Origin of the sequence: uncultured Granulicatella sp., from assembly GCF_963515615.1 — a bacterium.
In the GTDB taxonomy this organism is placed as follows: domain Bacteria; phylum Bacillota; class Bacilli; order Lactobacillales; family Aerococcaceae; genus Granulicatella.
The window spans coordinates 1-16,544 of record NZ_CAUPZT010000007.1 but is presented as its reverse complement, the minus strand read 5'-3'; the positions used below and the strand labels follow the sequence as shown (position 1 = coordinate 16,544).

Genomic DNA, 16,544 nt, shown 5'->3' with positions numbered 1-16,544 from the left:
TTATGTTTAAAAGAATTTTAATTGCGAATCGTGGAGAAATTGCTTGTCGCCTAATCCGTGCTTGTAGAGAGCTTCAAATTGAAACAGTAGCAGTTTATTCTCAGGCTGATTCTGAAGCATTACATGTGCAGTTAGCAGATTATGCAGTATGTATTGGTAAAAATATTAGTAAAGAATCTTATTTAAATGTTGAAAATATTTTAAGTGCAGCTGTATTAACTGGATCACAAGCGATTCATCCAGGTTTTGGTTTTTTATCAGAAAATCCTAAATTTGCAAAAATGTGTGAGGAATGTCAAGTAAAATTTATTGGACCTAGCGCACATGTTATTCAAATGATGGGGGATAAGGCACAAGCTCGTAAACAAATGATGAAAGCAGGAGTTCCCGTTATACCAGGTAGTGATGGGGTTGTTCCTACAGTGGAAGAAGGCTTGAAAATTGCAGAAAAAATTGGATTCCCTCTTTTAATTAAAGCTGTTGCAGGTGGTGGAGGAAAAGGAATTCGTAAAGTTCAAACAATTGATGAATTTGAAAAACAATTTCTTGCTGCTCAACAAGAAGCTCTTCAAGGATTTGGAAATGAAGAAGTGTATATTGAGCGTATCATTTATCCTGCCAAACATATTGAGTTTCAAATTTTAGCAGATTCTCATGGTAATGTTGTTCATTTAGGAGAACGTGATTGTTCTTTACAACGAAAAAATCAAAAAATCATTGAAGAAGCACCAAGTCCTTATTTAGATAATGAATTACGTAAAAAAATGGGGCAAGCAGCCGTGTTAGCTGCAACATCAGTAGGTTATGAAAATGCGGGTACGATTGAATTTTTAGTAGATGAGGATAAAAATTTCTACTTTATGGAAATGAATACTCGTATTCAAGTGGAACATCCTATTACAGAAATGATTACAGGAATTGATTTAGTAGAATGGCAATTAAAAGTAGCTTATGGGGAAAAATTAAGCTTTACTCAAGATGACATTCATATTAAAGGACACTCAATCGAATGTCGTTTAAATGCAGAATGCCCAAGAGAAAACTTTAGACCTTCTCCAGGTAAGATTGAAGTTTTACATCAACCAAATGGAGGTTTAGGTGTAAGAATTGAATCTGCCTTATATTCTGGATATAAAATTCCACCATTTTATGATTCCATGTTATCAAAATTAATTGTACATGCACCAAGTCGAACTCAGGCCATTTCAAAAATGCAACGAGTTCTTCAAGAATTAGTAGTTGAAGGCGTAGAGACAAATAAAGAATTTTTACAAGATTTATTAGTAACACCTTTCTTTGAAAGAGGAGATTATACGACAAATGTTGTAGAAGAAAAATTCTTACCAGAGTGGTTTCATGAGTCTCGTCCATAAAGGGGTGATTAGATGGGTTTATTTAAAAAACGTCCTTATATTTCATTAAAACAGAATCCTGTTGATGTAGTAGAATCTGAAAAAGCTCCAATGATTCCCGATGGAAAATGGATTCAATGCCCTCAATGTCAAAAAACAGTTTATTTGGATGATATTGGGGAATTTCAAATTTGTCCAAATTGTGATTATCATTTTAGATTAACACCAAAGCAAAGAATTGCTTTTATGACAGATGAGTTTGAAGAATGGTTTGTTGATACAAAGGTAAAAGTACCCGTTGAGTTTCCAGGGTATGATTTGAAACAGAAAAAAGCTAGACAAACAACAGGAGAACAAGAAGCTGTAACGGTTGGGCTTGCAAAAATTAGTCAGTTTCCCTTTGTTTTAGCGATTATGAATCCTTATTTTATGATGGGTTCAATGGGACAAGTCGTTGGTGAAAAATTGACTCTAGCCTTTGAAGAAGCAATAAAGAGAAAGCTTCCAATTATTGTTTGTACAGCTTCAGGAGGAGCTAGAATGCAAGAAGGAATTTTTTCTTTAATGCAAATGGCAAAAATTAGTGCAGCAGTTCAAGCACATCACTTAGCAGGATTATTATACATCACGGTATTAACAGATCCTACAACCGGTGGTGTCACAGCAAGTTTTGCGATGCAAGGGGATATTATTATTAGTGAACCGAAAGCTATCGTAGGTTTTGCTGGTAAACGTGTTATTGAACAAACGATGAAAGAAAAGTTACCGGATGATTTCCAACAAGCTGAAACTGTACAGGCAAATGGATTTATTGATGCCATTATTCATCGTACTCAGTTAAAGGAAACATTAAAAACTATTCTAAGTCTACATTCTTTAGAGGAGGAATTCAGATGAAACCAATGAAAATCGTCCAAAAAGCACGTGATATAAACCGTGCAACTACTAAAGAATGGATTGACGAAATTTTTGATGACTTTATTGAATTAAAAGGAGATCGTTTTTTTGCAGATGATGCTGCCATTATTGGTGGTATTGCTCGTTTAAAAGAGATTCCAGTTACAGTTATTGGAATGCAAAAAGGTCATACGTTAAAAGAAAATATTGAGCGTAATTTTGGACAAGTTCATCCAGAAGGCTATCGAAAAAGTTTAAGACTGATGAAACAGGCTGAAAAATTTAATCGACCAATTATTACGATGATTAATACTGCTGGAGCTTTTTGTGGTAAAAGCGCTGAAGATAGAGGGATTGGGGAAGCCATTGCCAAAAATCTTCAAGAGATGAGTCATTTAACCGTTCCGGTTATTGCCATTTTAATGGGTGAAGGCGGAAGTGGAGGAGCCATTGCATTAGCTGTTGCTAATGAAGTTTGGATGATGGAATATGCCATTTATTCAATCTTATCTCCAGAAGGATTTGCTTCGATTTTGTGGAAGGATAGTACCAAAGCAGAACAAGCAAGTGAATTAATGAAGTTTACAAGTAAGGAATTACTCGAAGAAGGAATTGTCGATAAAATTATTTTAGAGAAAAACCGTTCGTTTAAAAAAATTGCGGCAGATCTTCAAACATCTTTATTGGAATCTTTAAAAGAATGGCGGACAAAATCAAAAGAAGAATTAGTAAGCCAACGCTTAGAAAGATTTAGAAAATTTTAAAATAATACAGGACAACTATGACATTTTGTTGTAGTTGTTTTTTATTGAAGTGAATTAAATTTAGGTAAACCTAAAAAGTTTATTTTTTTCTTAAAAATCATATATATTATTGAGTTTTTTTGTTATACTAGGTTACACAAAAGATTTTGGAAGGTGATTATATGATTAGAGTTGAAAAAGTAAGAAATGCGATGAAGGATTTAGAAATTGATGGATTGATTGTTTATAGTCCATATAATTTACGTTACTTAGCGAATTTTACAGGTACAACAGGTTTTTCATTAATTACATTAAATGAAGCATATTTTGTAACAGATGCTCGATATACTCAACAAGCTCAAAAACAAGCACAAGGATTTACAGTGATTGAACATAAAACAGGTTGGTTAGGTGTATTCCGTGAATTAATAGAAAAACATGGATTAAAACATGTTGGGTTTGAAGCAGACCACTTATCTGTTTCTATGCTAGAAGTTTTTGAAGATGAATTTGATACAAATTTAGTTCCAACTCAAGGATTAGTAGAAAAAATTCGTGAAATTAAAGATGAAGTAGAAATTCAAACGATTCGTAAAGCTTGTTCGATTTCTGATGCAGCCTTTTTACATATTTTAAATGTACTAAAAGCTGGAATGAGTGAAATTGAAGTGGCCAATGAATTAGATTTCTTCATGAGAAAACAAGGCGCATCTGGCGTTTCATTTGATACGATTATTGCAAGTGGTGTGCGTTCTTCAATGCCACATGGTGTTGCTAGTGAAAAATTAATCGAAACGGGTGATTTAGTAACATTAGACTTTGGATGTTACTATCAAGGGTATGTTTCTGATATGACTCGTACAATTGCTGTAGGGGAACCAATAGATCAATTAAAAGAAATTCATGATGTTGTATTACAAGCTCAATTATTAGTAAGTGCAGCAGCAGGACCAGGTAAAACTGGGGTAGAATTAGATAAAATTGCTCGTGACTATATTGCAAGTAAAGGATATGGCGAATACTTCACGCACTCAACTGGTCATGGAATTGGTTTAGAAATTCATGAAGCACCAAATGTAAGTCGTTTAGCAACTCAAGCATTTGTTCCAGGGAATGTGATTACAAATGAACCAGGAATTTATATTCCAGGTGTTGGTGGTGTTCGTATTGAAGATGATATTATTATTACACCAACTGGTGGAGAAGTGATTCAACAAGTTCCACGCGAATTGATTATTTTATAAGATACTACCTTGTGAGTTGTGATAGAACAAAAATCATGGTAAACTGTAGAAGAGAGTGAAGATCATGATTCGTGATGCTCATTGAGTTAGATAGCGATTCAGAATCTTTGTAAAAGGAGGTTCATTATGGAAAAATATTCAAATCAAACAGCCGTTTTAGGTGCTATTGAAATTGCCCCTGAAGTGATTGAGAGCATTGCAGGAATTGTTGCTTCTAAAGTGGAAGGATTCCATCCTTTATCAGGAATTATTAAGACAAGTGTGAATACACTTTTTGGCCGTGAAGAACTAGCTAAAGGTGCTTATTTAACCCAAGAACAAGGTGAATTTATTCTTGATGTGTACGGTAATGTTGATTATGGAGTATCTATTCCAAAATTAGCATTATTATTACAAAATAAAATTAAAGAACAATTATTATTTAGTTGTGAATTAGAAATTTCTCAAGTAAATATTCATGTTCAAACAATTATTCCAGCAAAAAATGTTGATTCAGAATTTTTCGAATTGGGGGATGAAGAGTGAGTCGTAACCCATTAAAAAGACGTGCACTACGTATTATTGCTATTCAAGCTTTGTATCAAATGGATATTTGTAAAGATTTATCAGAATTTGATGCTGTTCGCTTAGCGTTAGATGTATTGCATGATGAACAATCATTTGATGAAGAAGTATATTCTAATGAAGCGTTATTAGATGAGTTTCCAGAAATTCATTATTCATTAGATTTAATCCAAGGGGTTCAAAACCAGTTAGAAGAGATTGATGCTTTAATTTCCTCACATTTAAAAGGATGGGAATTAAATCGGATTGTTCGCTTAGATTTAATGATTATGCGTGTAGCAGTTTGCGAAATGCGTTCACCTGAATTGGAAGTTCCTCAAACAGTTGCATTGAATGAAGCAATTGAAATTGCAAAATTATATAGTGATGAAAAATCAGCGAAATTTATTAATGGTGTCTTATCAAACTTTGTTGAAGGGTAAGTCAGTATAGGAGGTTGAGCAAGAAGGCGCTCCGAAGCAATGATTTGCTTCCAGGAACACTTTTTGCTCAATTTTTTATTTAAAGGAGTGAGTAAATGACGATTGTATTAGATGGTAAAAGTTTAGCCTTAAAAATTCGTCAAGAATTGAAACAAAAAGTAGAAGAACAGGCAGTAAAACCCGGCTTAGTCGTATTATTAGTAGGAGAAGATCCTGCTAGTCAAATTTATGTACGAAATAAAGAACGTGCTGCAAATGAAGTGGGCTTTCATTCGGTTGTTGAAAGATTACCTGAGACTACTACTCAAGAAGAGTTATTAGAAAAAATTAAAACACTAAATGAAGATGACGCTATTCATGGAATTTTAGTTCAATTACCATTACCAAAACAGATTGATAGCCAGACCGTATTAGAAGCCATTATTCCCGAAAAAGATGTAGACGGCTTCCATCCTGTAAATTTAGGAAAATTACTTCAAAAAGATGAAAGTATTGTCCCGTGTACCCCAAAAGGAATTATTCGATTATTAGAAGAGTATGAAATTGATCTTACTGGAAAAGAAATGGTTGTCATTGGACAAAGTACGATTGTTGGTCGTCCAATGGCTTTATTAGGCTTAAATCGTGGAGCAACTGTAACTGTTTGTCATAGTCGAACAAAAGATTTAGAGAAACAAATCGCTCGTGCCGATATTATTATTAGTGCGGTTGGAAAACCAAATTTAGTTTTGAAAGAACATGTAAAAAAAGGTGCGGTCATTATTGATGTGGGCATTAACCGATTAGAATCTGGTAAACTCGTTGGAGATGTAGATTTTGATGGTGTTAAAGATCAAGCAAGTGCCATTACTCCAGTACCAGGAGGAGTTGGTCCAATGACGATTGCTATGTTATTAGAACAGACGTATCTTAATGCATGTAAGAGGGTAAACATTCATGAGTGAAGAATATGTAACAGTCTCGGCATTAACGAAATATATTAAATATAAATTTGATAAAGACCCTCATCTTGGAAGAGTTTATCTAACAGGGGAAATTTCAAATTTTCGTTTACGTCCAACTCACCAATATTTTAGTTTAAAAGATGAACAGGCGATTATTTCAGCAACAATGTTTCAATCTGCCTTTAAAAAGATTCAATTCCGCCCTGAAGAAGGGATGAAAGTATTAGTGATTGGTAAAGTTTCCGTTTTTGAAAAATCAGGACAGTACCAAATTAATATTGAACATATGGAACCGGATGGAGTTGGGGCTCTTTATTTAGCCTATGAACAATTGAAAAAGAAATTAGAAGCTGAAGGTTTATTTTCTCTTCCTAAAAAGCCAATCCCTCAATTCCCTAAAAAAATTGCGATTTTAACGAGTGAATCAGGTGCGGTTATTCAAGATATTCAAACAACGGTGGCTCGAAGATTTCCTATTGTTCAATTAGTCTTATATCCAACAGTTGTACAAGGAGTTCATGCAGTCAATAGTATTTTGAAAAATTTAGACTTAGTAGAACAAGAAGATTATGATGTTGTCATTATTGGACGTGGTGGTGGATCGATTGAGGACTTGTGGGCGTTTAATGAGGAGCCTGTTGTAAGAAGAGTCGCTGAGTTGTCGATTCCAGTTATTTCAAGTGTAGGGCATGAAACAGATACAACTTTAATTGACTTTGTGTCGGATATGAGAGCTGCCACTCCAACAGCTGCTGCAGAAATTGCAACGCCTGTTTTAATGGAAATTCATCAACAATTGAGAAATTTGCAGACACGTCTGGAACAAGCGTTATCTCGACAATTACAAATCAAACGAGAAAGAATGCAAGCATTAGCGAATGCAAGTATTTTCCAAAATCCAGAAAGGATTTATCAAGTCTATCAACAACGAGTGGATCAATTAGAAATGCGATTGCAGCAAATGATGCAACAAAGTGTTCAGCACAAACGTCAACAATTAGTAAAAAATCAACATCGTTTAGAATTAGGTTCACCAAGTAGAAGAGTGCAAACGGAAAAACAAGCACTCCAATATTTAGCAAAACGATTAGAACAAGCACAAGGTCAATTGATGAAGGATAAAAAACAACAATTTCAAAGAGCGATTCAACAATTAGACTTATTAAGTCCATTAAAAATTATGAATCGTGGGTATGGGATTTTGCAACAAGAGGAAACAATTATTAAAAGTGTTGACCAGTTAGAAGTAAATCAAGAATTAACGATTCAATTAGTCGATGGAACAGTTCGTTCTAAAGTGACTTCTGTAGAGAAAGGAAATCAACTATGGTAAAGAAAGAGAAAAAATTTGAAGAAGCAATGAGTGAATTAGAACAAATTGTACAGCAATTGGAAAGAGGAGATGTTCCTTTAGATGAAGCCATTGCTAAATTTCAAGAAGGAATGGCTTTAAGTCAATATTGTAATGAAACATTAACAAAAGCAGAAGAAACAGTCAGCAAAATGATTGTTGTAAAAGAAGATTAGTGGAGTAACTCATGAGTGAAATGATTTCATATTGGCAACAAGAAATAGAGAACTATTTATTAACTCGAATAGATAAAATTCCAAATATTTCAACAAGATTGAAAGAAGCTATGCTATATGCTTGTAGTAGTGGAGGAAAGAGAATCCGTCCATTATTAGTACTGTTAATCAGTCATTTAGAAGAAGTAGAACTTCAAAAAGTGTTACCGGTAGCAGCTTCTTTAGAAATGATTCATACGTATTCATTAATTCATGATGACTTACCAGGAATGGATAATGACGATTATCGTCGTGGCAAGTTAACGGTTCATAAGAAATTTGATGAAGCAACTGCTATTTTAGCAGGGGATGCTTTACTAACACTTGCATTTGAAGAATTAGCTCAATGTCAATTATCGGATGCAAAAAAAGTTCGTGCCATGCAAGTATTAGGCTCAGCTTCTGGAGCTAGTGGTATGATTACAGGTCAAATGAGAGATATTGCAAGTGAACATCAAGAAATTACATTAGAGCAACTCAAACAAATTCATGCAGATAAAACAGGACAATTATTATTAGCTGCGATTCGTTTAGGCTTACTCGTATTAGAGTTTGCAACACCTTATGAAGAAGCTCTTTTAAAATTTGGCTTGCATTTTGGCTTAGCTTTTCAAATTCAAAATGACTTACAAGATGTTTGCTGGAATTCAGAAAAAACAGGTAAGGTCACTGGACAAGATGCAGCATTAGAAAAAAATACGTATCCTAGCATTTTAGGAATTGATGGAGCAAAACTTGCCTTAGAACAAGAAATTAACCAGGCAAAACAAGCGATTCTATCTATTCCAAATGAAACAACGGTTCAAAGACAAGTACAAGAAATATTTATAAAAATTCTATCATATGTAGAGATTTAAAGGAGAAAGAATGGAAAAAGAACGAGTAGACCTTCTAGTCGTACAACAAGGATTGACAGATTCTAGGGAAAAAGCGAAAAGACTTGTCATGGCAGGGCAAATTGTCGATGCTGTGAAACATATTCGCTATGATAAACCTGGCGAAAAAATTCCAATTACAACTGAACTTTATATCAAAGGAGAAACCCTTCGCTACGTTTCAAGAGGTGGATTGAAATTAGAAAAAGCACTCGCAACTTTTGATGTAAGTGTGGAAGGTAAGATTTTACTTGATATTGGCGCTTCAACAGGAGGATTTACAGATGCTGCTCTACAACATGGTGCTGTATTAAGCTATGCATTAGATGTTGGATATAATCAATTAGATTATAAATTAAGACAAGATGAACGAGTAGAAGTCATGGAAAGAGTGAATTTCCGATTTAGTAAGCCTGAAGATTTTACAAAAGGAAAACCTCAAGTGGCATCGATTGATGTTTCATTTATTTCATTAAAATTAATTCTACCACCATTAAAAGATATTTTAGAGATGGATGGGGACGTTCTTGTACTGATTAAACCACAGTTTGAAGCTGGAAGAGAACGTATTGGAAAAAAAGGGATCGTTAGTGATCCAAAAGTTCATCAAGATGTATTAGAAGAAATTCTAGAATACTGCGAACAAATTGGTTTTTCTGTAAATCAGCTAACCTTCTCTCCAATTACGGGAGGAAGTGGAAATATTGAGTTTTTAGCACATCTGCAATTACATGAAACAGTTGCTTCTTCTTATGATTGGAAGACTGGTATTCAAGCAGTTGTGAAAGAAGCACATCAACAATTAAAAAATCTAAAATAGAGGTGGAACGATGATTCAAGAATTGTTTATTAAAAATTTTGCAATTATTGAAGAAGTTCGCTGCCAATTTGAAAAAGGCATGACGGTATTAACTGGTGAAACAGGTGCAGGTAAATCAATTATTATTGATGCAGTAGGATTACTCGCTGGAGAACGTGCTAGTTTAGAAATGATTCGATATGGCAGTGAAAAAGCGACAATTCAAGCAGTTTTTACCATTGATTCAGAAGAGACAAAAAGAAACATCGAAGCATTAGGCATTGAAATTGAAAATGATGAAATCATGATTCAACGTGAATTATATCAAACAGGTAAATCGACTTGTCGCATTAATGGACAAATGGTTACAGTTTCATTATTAAAACAAGTTGGTCCTTATTTGATTGATATTCATGGGCAAAATGAACATTTCTTATTATTAAACGAAGAGCATCATTTAAGTCTTTTAGATGCCTATGCAGGACAAAAGTTGCAACCGTTAAAAGATGACTATCGTAGGTATTATGAACATTTTTGTAGTATTCAAGAGCAATTAAGAAAGTTACAAACTGCTGAAAAAGAAGATGCACAAAAAATTGATTTATTAAAATTTCAAGTAGAAGAAATTGAATTATCAAATATTTATATGGGAGAAGAGGAAGAATTAGTTCAAGAAAAAGAATATTTCACTCATTTCCAAAAAATTCAAGAACACTTAATGTCTGCTTTATCTATGTTACAAACGGAAGAATATTCTGCAGTAGATGCCATTAGTCAAGCTTCTCAAGAAATAGGATTTTTACAAGGAATTGGAGAAAATTACCAACAATTGTATCAACAATTACAAGAATCTTATTATCAATTACAAGATGCTGTTTCTCATATGAGTCATGAATTAGATCATGCAGAATATGATGAAGAACGATTAGCCTATATAGAAGAACGTTTAGATGTTTATTATCAGTTAAAACGGAAGTATGGAGATAATGCAGAAGAAATATTAGAGTTCCAAGCACAAGCACAAGCTCAATTAAATCAAATTGAAAATAAAGAAAGTATTATCGAAACTTTAATTCAAGAAAAAGCACAAATCGAACAAAAAGCAAAACAAGTGGCAGATGAATTGACAAAACAAAGACAAGAAATCGCACTTGAATTAGCGGAAAAAATAGAAACACAGTTACATGAATTGTATATGGAACAAGCTATTTTTGAAATTCGTGTCTTACCAAGTGAACAATTACTTGAAACAGGGATGGATGAAGTATACTTCTATATTTCAACAAACAAAGGTGAACCTGTTAAACCATTACAAAAGATTGTATCTGGTGGGGAATTATCTAGAATTACACTTGCCATGAAAACGATCTTTGTGCGTAAGCATGGAGTGGGAACGATTGTATTTGATGAGGTAGATACAGGAGTTAGTGGACGAGTAGCTCAAGCAATTGCGAATAAAATGCATTATATTTCTGAATTTGCCCAAGTATTATGTATTACTCATTTACCACAGGTGGCAAGTATTGCGGGAGTTCATATTTTTATTGAAAAAATGGAAAAAGATGAGCGTACACGCACGACTCTAACAACATTAGAAGAAGACAAACGTATCGAAGAAATTGGTCGTATGTTGTCTGGAGAAGAAATGACAGCATTAACCAAACAACATGCAGCAGAATTGATTGCATTGTCTGGGAAGATTCGTCAACAAAATAAAGTTCAAAAGAAACAGGTGATTGCAAATGACTAAAATTTTTGCACATAGAGGAAGTAGAGGAACTCATCCAGAAAATACATTAGCTGCTTTTCAAGAGGCAGTACGTGTTCATAGTGATGGGATTGAATTAGATGTTCATGTTTCAAAAGATGGAGAATTAGTCGTGATTCATGATGAAACAGTGGATCGTACGACGAATGGTAGTGGTTTCATTCAAGATTTAACAGTAGAAGAAATTCAAGCATTAGATGCAGGAAGTTGGTTTCATGAATCATTTACTGGAGAAAAAATTCCGACATTGGAAGAAGTTTTTCAGTTGTTAAAGGAATTGAATTTCAAAGGTGAATTAAATATTGAATTAAAAACGGATCAAATTGAATATGCCGGAATTGTTGAAAAATGTGTGGCATTACAAGAAAAAATGCAACCAAATTTTGCGATTATTTATTCTAGTTTTAATCCGAGAAGCATTATTCAAATGAAACAATTACGACCAAATCAAGAAATTGCCTTTTTATATGAATCGGTAGAAATGGCAAATTTTGTATTTGAAGAAGTGAAGTTTGAAGCTGTTCATCCGGACTATCGCTTATTAAAAGAAGCTTTTGAGATTCATTCACAGTATCCAAAACGTGTATGGACAGTCAATCAAGAAGAAGAGATGAACCATTGTTTTGAGCTTCATGTAGAAGCAATTTTTACAGATTGTCCGCAAAAAGCACTAGATCTTCGAGGTGAAATAAAGGAGTAATATGGTAGACAAACAAAAAATCATTGTTATTGTTGGTCCAACTGGTGTTGGGAAAACAGCTCTTAGTATCGAATTAGCACAACAATTAAATGGAGAAATCATTAATGGGGATTCGATGCAAGTTTATAAAACATTGGATATAGGAACAGCTAAAGTAACTCCTGAAGAATCACTTGGAATTCCTCATTACTTATTAGACATCTGTGATGTGAAAGAAGAGTATACTGCTAGTGATTTCAAACAAATGGCAAGAGAAACGATTCAAGACATTGCAAGTCGTGGAAAAATTCCAATTATTGTTGGAGGAACTGGACTGTATATTGAAGGTTTATTATTTGATTTTCATTTTAGTGGTGAAGATTCTAACGATCCAATTTATCGACTAGAAAAGGAAAAAGAGTTAGAAGAAATTGGACCTCAGGCTATGTGGGAACAATTAAAAGTAGTTGATCCGGTCAGTGCTGAAACTATTCATCCAAACAATACAAGAAGAGTCATTCGAGCATTAGAGGTTACTCATGCAAGCGGGAAACCATTCTCAGCTAATGACCAACAACAAAAAGAAGCTATTTTTGATGCCTATATTATCGGATTATCAACGGATAGAGCAGTCCTTTATGAAAGAATTGATACAAGAGTAGAAATGATGATGCAAAATGGTTTAGAAGAAGAAGCTAGACAATTATATGATGCTGTAAAAGGATTAGATGTTCAATCGATTCGAGGAATTGGGTACAAAGAATGGGTGGATTATTTTGAGGGTCAATTATCAAAAGAAGCTACCATTCAAAAAATTCAACAAAACTCTAGACGATATGCCAAACGACAATTCACATGGTTTAGAAACCGATTCGAAGCTGTACATTGGTATGATTTAGTAGAAAATCCTAATACAATTGCTCAAGTTATTTTAGATTGTCAGCAGTTTTTACTGGGAAGTGAATAAATGGAAAACACAAAAGAAAGAGTCATGATTGTTGCTGTGCAAACAACACAATCAGATGAGCAATTCCAATATGCTTTAGAAGAGATGAAGCAATTAGTAGATACCGCTCAAGGAGAAGTTGTTGTAACAGTTACTCAAAAAAGAGAAACTTATAGTGGTCGTACAATGATTGGAAAAGGGAAAGTAGAAGAAATTAGTCATTTAGTCGATGAATTAGAAATTGATTTAATTGTTTTCTACCAATCTTTAACAGGTTCTCAAACGAAAAATCTAAATGAAACGATTAATGCACGAATTATTGACCGTGTTCAATTAATTTTAGATATTTTTGCGATGCGTGCTCGTTCAAAAGAAGGAAAACTTCAAGTACAACTGGCTCAATTAAATTATTTATTACCACGTTTATCAGGACAAGGTACAGCCTTATCGAGACAAGGTGGGGGAATTGGGACAAGAGGACCAGGGGAAACTCAATTAGAAACGGATAAACGACACATTCGTAAACAAATTTCAGATATTGAAGCACAATTAGAACAAACGAAATTACATCGTCAACGTTCAAGAATGAAGAGAAATCGTTCGAATGGTTTTAGAATGGGATTAATTGGATATACAAATGCTGGAAAATCAACAATTCTAAACCAATTAACAGATGCAGGAACTTACCAGATGGATCAATTATTCGCAACTTTAGATCCATTAACAAGAAAAGTTGATTTGGCCGATCACTATGATGTGACATTAACGGATACCGTTGGATTTATTCAAGATTTACCAATGACTTTAATTCACGCATTTGAGTCAACTTTAGAAGAGAGTGCGGATGTTGATTTATTAGTGCACGTAGTTGATGCATCATCTCCGAATTTCTTAATGCATGAAAAAACGGTTCATGATTTAGTTGAGGATTTAGAAATGGAAACTATTCCAATGGTGACGATTTATAATAAATCTGATTTAATCGTTGGAGAATTTCAACCAAATGCTTATCCTTCGTTAGTAATGTCTGCTGAAAATGCAACAGATATTGAGCGATTGAGAGAATTTCTTGCAGCTCAAATGAAAGCAGAAATGGACCATTATGAAGAATGGGTAGAAGTTTACGAAGCACAAAAACTTTCACAACTACAACAGAATACATTAGTAGAAATTTTGGAGTTTAATGAAGAGAAAAACCAATACTATGTAAAAGGCTATCGTAAAAAAGGAATGTAATATTATTTAAACTTCTCTTAAGGCATTTAAAGTAAACCGAACTTTTCTAAAAAGTAGCCAGGACGACAGCAGCCCTGCGGTCTCATGCCTAAATTTTGAGCCAAGGTCTCAAAATTTCCTGTAAAATTATCTTGAGAAGCTAATTTTACTTCGGCTACGGAGAAAAGTTCTTTTTACTTTAAATTTGTTACGTAAGAAATTTTTATCTGGAAAATTTATGAAAGAAAATTCTAAAGGTTGATTTAAAAATCATTGGAAGATAAAAAGTAAAGCAATAGGAAAGACTTTTATTGTAGCAGTAGTAATATTAGCCATTTTGGCTAATATTACAGGGAAACTTTGAGACCAAGGCTCAAAGTTTAGACATGAGACTCGCAAGGCGAGGCTGCTGTCGACCTTGCTACAATCTGTAAAAGTCTTGTTTATTGCTTTACGTGTTAGAATACGACCCATTTTTTTAAGGAGGATAGAAATGATTAAATATTTAAGAAGAGAGATGTTAGGATTTCTGTTGAATATAGCAGGTTTATTTACTGTATCTGGCTTACAAGTTTATGCTGCCTTACGAATGACAAAGGTAGCCGAATATCTCATCCAACAAAATGTAAAGGTATTCATGATTGAAGTATTCATTATTTTGGGATTATGGATTATTAGTTTAATCATTTCTTACTATCAAACAATTTATCAAGAAATTGTTATTCAAAACATATGTAATAAGATGCGTAGTGATATGTCAGATGCTTCTTGGAATATTAAAGCTAATTATATTAACGGTAAAGAACAAAAGGAAATTGAGTCATTTCTTCAAAATGATGTAAATATGATTGAAAATAAAGTACTAAGAAGTATTTTTGGTATGATAAAATTTATGTTGCGTGCTATTTTATCTTTAATTGCTTTATTTTACGTCCATTATTTATTATTCATTGTCAGTCTTGCATTATCAATTGTATTATATTTTATCCCGATAATGACCAAAAAAATGGTGTCTAATGCAGGAAATCATGTTGCTGAGGCAAATAAAAGTTACTTGAATAAAATTAATAATATGATAACAGGAATTGATGTTCTAAAAGAATTTGGTGCATTAAATTTTTATCAGGATTCCTTTAGTCAAGAGTTATTTAAAATTAAGAATAGTAGAGTATTACTTGCTAAAGAAACGAGTAAAGTTACATTTATTATTTTTCTATTGAATGTAATCAGTCAATTATCGGTCATATTTGTAACAGGGTTGTTGATAATAAATCAGTTAATTTTAGTTGGTGCAATTCTTACTACAACTGATTTAGCAATGAAATTATTTGATTCAATTTCTGCGATTAATCAATATATGACTATTATTCATTCTTCAGTTCAACTGTTAGATAAAATTGATAAGGTTGAAGCAAGTGATGATAAAACTATTGAAAAACCAGTAATATTATCGTGGGATAATATTACTATTTCAAATTTAGAATTTGGTTATTCAACAGATCATGTATTATTTAGCAATGTTAATTTACAATTAGATAAAGGAAAATGGTATGTATTGAATGGGGCTTCTGGTAAAGGAAAGTCCACACTTTTCAAGTTATTATTACAGCAATTAGAACCAAAAAAAGGTACCATTTTGATTGATGGGGATAATATTACACAATACAATACAGATAACTTATTTAGTTATTTAAGACAACAAGGTTATATGTTTGATACAAGTATCAAGGAGAATATTTTATTAGGAAAAGAAGAGTCAGATAATTTTAAGGAAATTATTAGGCAATTAAATATTGATTTAACTAAAAATATAAATGATTTGTCAGGTGGAGAAAAGCAAAAGATTGCGATTGCAAGGTTATTAGTTAATCCAAATCCTATCATTTTATTAGATGAAAGTTTTTCAAGTATAGATATTGCCAGTTCGAAAATGATTTTAAATAGTTTATCTAAATTAGAAAATACAATGGTTATTATGATAACACATCGTAAGCAAGAATTAGAAGATATTGAGTATGATTCGATAGATATCTTTAAATGATTTAAATCATATTTATTTTTGAAGGATAATAAATGTGTACTTTTGTTTAGAGATCATTAATGGCGTTTAAAGTAAAAAGAACTTTTCTAAAAGTAGCTAGGACGGCAGCAGCCTCGCTTTGCGAGTCTCATGCCTAAACTTTGAGCCACGGTCTCAAAGTTTCCTGTAAAATTAGCTTTTCAAGCTAATTTTACTTTGGCCACGGAGAAAAGTTCTTTTTACTTTAAATTTGTTACGTAAAAAATGGAAGTTAAACATTCAATATAAAAAACAAGAGAAGATGTTCTTTTTAAATGGACTGAATACCTAAAAAGTAATACAATGGTGTTACCCTTAGAAAAGGGAGTATAAAAGATGACTACTATTACATTAAAAGTTTCTGAAGCTGATAAAAGATTTATGAAAGCAATGGCTAAGTTTGAAGTAGTTTCCCTATCGGAACTTATCCGCACCAAAACTCTTGAAGCTCTAGAAGATGAATACGATGCT

17 protein-coding genes are annotated in these 16,544 nt (G+C 33.2%); all 17 read left to right on the top strand.

What is annotated here, in order from left to right:
* Window positions 1–2 precede the first annotated feature (2 nt).
* Complete coding sequence (accC, locus tag RYL55_RS02350) at window positions 3–1,373, top strand: acetyl-CoA carboxylase biotin carboxylase subunit (protein WP_315006931.1); 1,371 nt, start codon at window positions 3–5, stop codon at window positions 1,371–1,373.
* Between the two features lie 12 nt (window positions 1,374–1,385).
* Window positions 1,386–2,249 carry an acetyl-CoA carboxylase, carboxyltransferase subunit beta gene (gene accD, locus RYL55_RS02345; protein WP_315006929.1) on the top strand — a complete coding sequence of 288 codons (864 nt, stop codon included), beginning with the start codon at window positions 1,386–1,388 and terminating at the stop codon, window positions 2,247–2,249.
* The gene (accA, locus tag RYL55_RS02340) at window positions 2,246–3,013 is read left to right on the top strand and encodes an acetyl-CoA carboxylase carboxyl transferase subunit alpha (protein WP_315006927.1); all 768 of its coding nucleotides are present in this window, start codon (window positions 2,246–2,248) and stop codon (window positions 3,011–3,013) included. The genes accD and accA overlap by 4 nt, the downstream gene beginning before the upstream one ends.
* 161 nt (window positions 3,014–3,174) lie before the next feature.
* A complete protein-coding gene (locus RYL55_RS02335; protein WP_315006925.1) occupies window positions 3,175–4,236 on the top strand; it encodes a Xaa-Pro peptidase family protein in 1,062 nt (353 codons plus the stop codon).
* Window positions 4,237–4,362: 126 nt separating this feature from the next.
* Window positions 4,363–4,761, top strand: coding sequence for an Asp23/Gls24 family envelope stress response protein (locus tag RYL55_RS02330; protein WP_314078075.1), 399 nt, complete (start codon window positions 4,363–4,365; stop codon window positions 4,759–4,761).
* Window positions 4,758–5,222, top strand: a complete 465-nt coding sequence (gene nusB, locus RYL55_RS02325; RefSeq protein WP_006702546.1) for a transcription antitermination factor NusB — start codon at window positions 4,758–4,760, stop codon at window positions 5,220–5,222. Before RYL55_RS02330 ends, nusB begins: the two co-directional genes overlap by 4 nt.
* 95 nt (window positions 5,223–5,317) lie before the next feature.
* A complete protein-coding gene (gene folD / locus RYL55_RS02320) occupies window positions 5,318–6,166 on the top strand; it encodes a bifunctional methylenetetrahydrofolate dehydrogenase/methenyltetrahydrofolate cyclohydrolase FolD (RefSeq protein WP_315006923.1) in 849 nt (282 codons plus the stop codon).
* Window positions 6,159–7,499, top strand: a complete 1,341-nt coding sequence (gene xseA, locus RYL55_RS02315; protein WP_315006922.1) for an exodeoxyribonuclease VII large subunit — start codon at window positions 6,159–6,161, stop codon at window positions 7,497–7,499. Before folD ends, xseA begins: the two co-directional genes overlap by 8 nt.
* Window positions 7,493–7,693 (top strand): exodeoxyribonuclease VII small subunit, encoded by a 201-nt coding sequence (locus tag RYL55_RS02310; RefSeq protein ID WP_006702549.1) that lies wholly within the window; start codon window positions 7,493–7,495, stop codon window positions 7,691–7,693. Before xseA ends, RYL55_RS02310 begins: the two co-directional genes overlap by 7 nt.
* Window positions 7,694–7,704: 11 nt before the next feature.
* A complete protein-coding gene (locus RYL55_RS02305; RefSeq protein WP_315006920.1) occupies window positions 7,705–8,589 on the top strand; it encodes a farnesyl diphosphate synthase in 885 nt (294 codons plus the stop codon).
* A 10-nt stretch (window positions 8,590–8,599) separates the two neighbouring features.
* A complete protein-coding gene (locus RYL55_RS02300; RefSeq protein ID WP_315006918.1) occupies window positions 8,600–9,427 on the top strand; it encodes a TlyA family RNA methyltransferase in 828 nt (275 codons plus the stop codon).
* Window positions 9,428–9,437: 10 nt separating this feature from the next.
* Window positions 9,438–11,156 carry a DNA repair protein RecN gene (gene recN / locus RYL55_RS02295; protein WP_314257253.1) on the top strand — a complete coding sequence of 573 codons (1,719 nt, stop codon included), beginning with the start codon at window positions 9,438–9,440 and terminating at the stop codon, window positions 11,154–11,156.
* Window positions 11,149–11,874 (top strand): glycerophosphodiester phosphodiesterase, encoded by a 726-nt coding sequence (locus tag RYL55_RS02290; protein WP_315006916.1) that lies wholly within the window; start codon window positions 11,149–11,151, stop codon window positions 11,872–11,874. Before recN ends, RYL55_RS02290 begins: the two co-directional genes overlap by 8 nt.
* 1 nt (window position 11,875) lies before the next feature.
* Window positions 11,876–12,820, top strand: a complete 945-nt coding sequence (gene miaA / locus RYL55_RS02285) for a tRNA (adenosine(37)-N6)-dimethylallyltransferase MiaA (protein ID WP_315006914.1) — start codon at window positions 11,876–11,878, stop codon at window positions 12,818–12,820.
* Window positions 12,821–14,035 carry a GTPase HflX gene (gene hflX / locus RYL55_RS02280; RefSeq protein ID WP_315006913.1) on the top strand — a complete coding sequence of 405 codons (1,215 nt, stop codon included), beginning with the start codon at window positions 12,821–12,823 and terminating at the stop codon, window positions 14,033–14,035.
* A 472-nt stretch (window positions 14,036–14,507) separates the two neighbouring features.
* Window positions 14,508–16,055, top strand: a complete 1,548-nt coding sequence (locus tag RYL55_RS02275; RefSeq protein ID WP_315006911.1) for an ABC transporter ATP-binding protein — start codon at window positions 14,508–14,510, stop codon at window positions 16,053–16,055.
* Between the two features lie 354 nt (window positions 16,056–16,409).
* Window positions 16,410–16,544 (top strand): type II toxin-antitoxin system RelB family antitoxin (gene relB / locus RYL55_RS02270; protein ID WP_315006982.1); only part of this gene is annotated, 135 nt, incomplete at its 3' end.

What these genes read in the sequence shown, in the direction of transcription:
- accC (WP_315006931.1), top strand. Translation starts at nt 3, where the DNA reads ATGTTTAAAAGAATTTTAATTGCGAATCGTGGAGAAATTGCTTGTCGC.
- accD (WP_315006929.1), top strand. Translation starts at nt 1,386, where the DNA reads ATGGGTTTATTTAAAAAACGTCCTTATATTTCATTAAAACAGAATCCT.
- accA (WP_315006927.1), top strand. Translation starts at nt 2,246, where the DNA reads ATGAAACCAATGAAAATCGTCCAAAAAGCACGTGATATAAACCGTGCA.
- RYL55_RS02335 (WP_315006925.1), top strand. Translation starts at nt 3,175, where the DNA reads ATGATTAGAGTTGAAAAAGTAAGAAATGCGATGAAGGATTTAGAAATT.
- RYL55_RS02330 (WP_314078075.1), top strand. Translation starts at nt 4,363, where the DNA reads ATGGAAAAATATTCAAATCAAACAGCCGTTTTAGGTGCTATTGAAATT.
- folD (WP_315006923.1), top strand. Translation starts at nt 5,318, where the DNA reads ATGACGATTGTATTAGATGGTAAAAGTTTAGCCTTAAAAATTCGTCAA.
- xseA (WP_315006922.1), top strand. Translation starts at nt 6,159, where the DNA reads ATGAGTGAAGAATATGTAACAGTCTCGGCATTAACGAAATATATTAAA.
- RYL55_RS02310 (WP_006702549.1), top strand. Translation starts at nt 7,493, where the DNA reads ATGGTAAAGAAAGAGAAAAAATTTGAAGAAGCAATGAGTGAATTAGAA.
- RYL55_RS02305 (WP_315006920.1), top strand. Translation starts at nt 7,705, where the DNA reads ATGAGTGAAATGATTTCATATTGGCAACAAGAAATAGAGAACTATTTA.
- RYL55_RS02300 (WP_315006918.1), top strand. Translation starts at nt 8,600, where the DNA reads ATGGAAAAAGAACGAGTAGACCTTCTAGTCGTACAACAAGGATTGACA.
- recN (WP_314257253.1), top strand. Translation starts at nt 9,438, where the DNA reads ATGATTCAAGAATTGTTTATTAAAAATTTTGCAATTATTGAAGAAGTT.
- RYL55_RS02290 (WP_315006916.1), top strand. Translation starts at nt 11,149, where the DNA reads ATGACTAAAATTTTTGCACATAGAGGAAGTAGAGGAACTCATCCAGAA.
- miaA (WP_315006914.1), top strand. Translation starts at nt 11,876, where the DNA reads ATGGTAGACAAACAAAAAATCATTGTTATTGTTGGTCCAACTGGTGTT.
- hflX (WP_315006913.1), top strand. Translation starts at nt 12,821, where the DNA reads ATGGAAAACACAAAAGAAAGAGTCATGATTGTTGCTGTGCAAACAACA.
- RYL55_RS02275 (WP_315006911.1), top strand. Translation starts at nt 14,508, where the DNA reads ATGATTAAATATTTAAGAAGAGAGATGTTAGGATTTCTGTTGAATATA.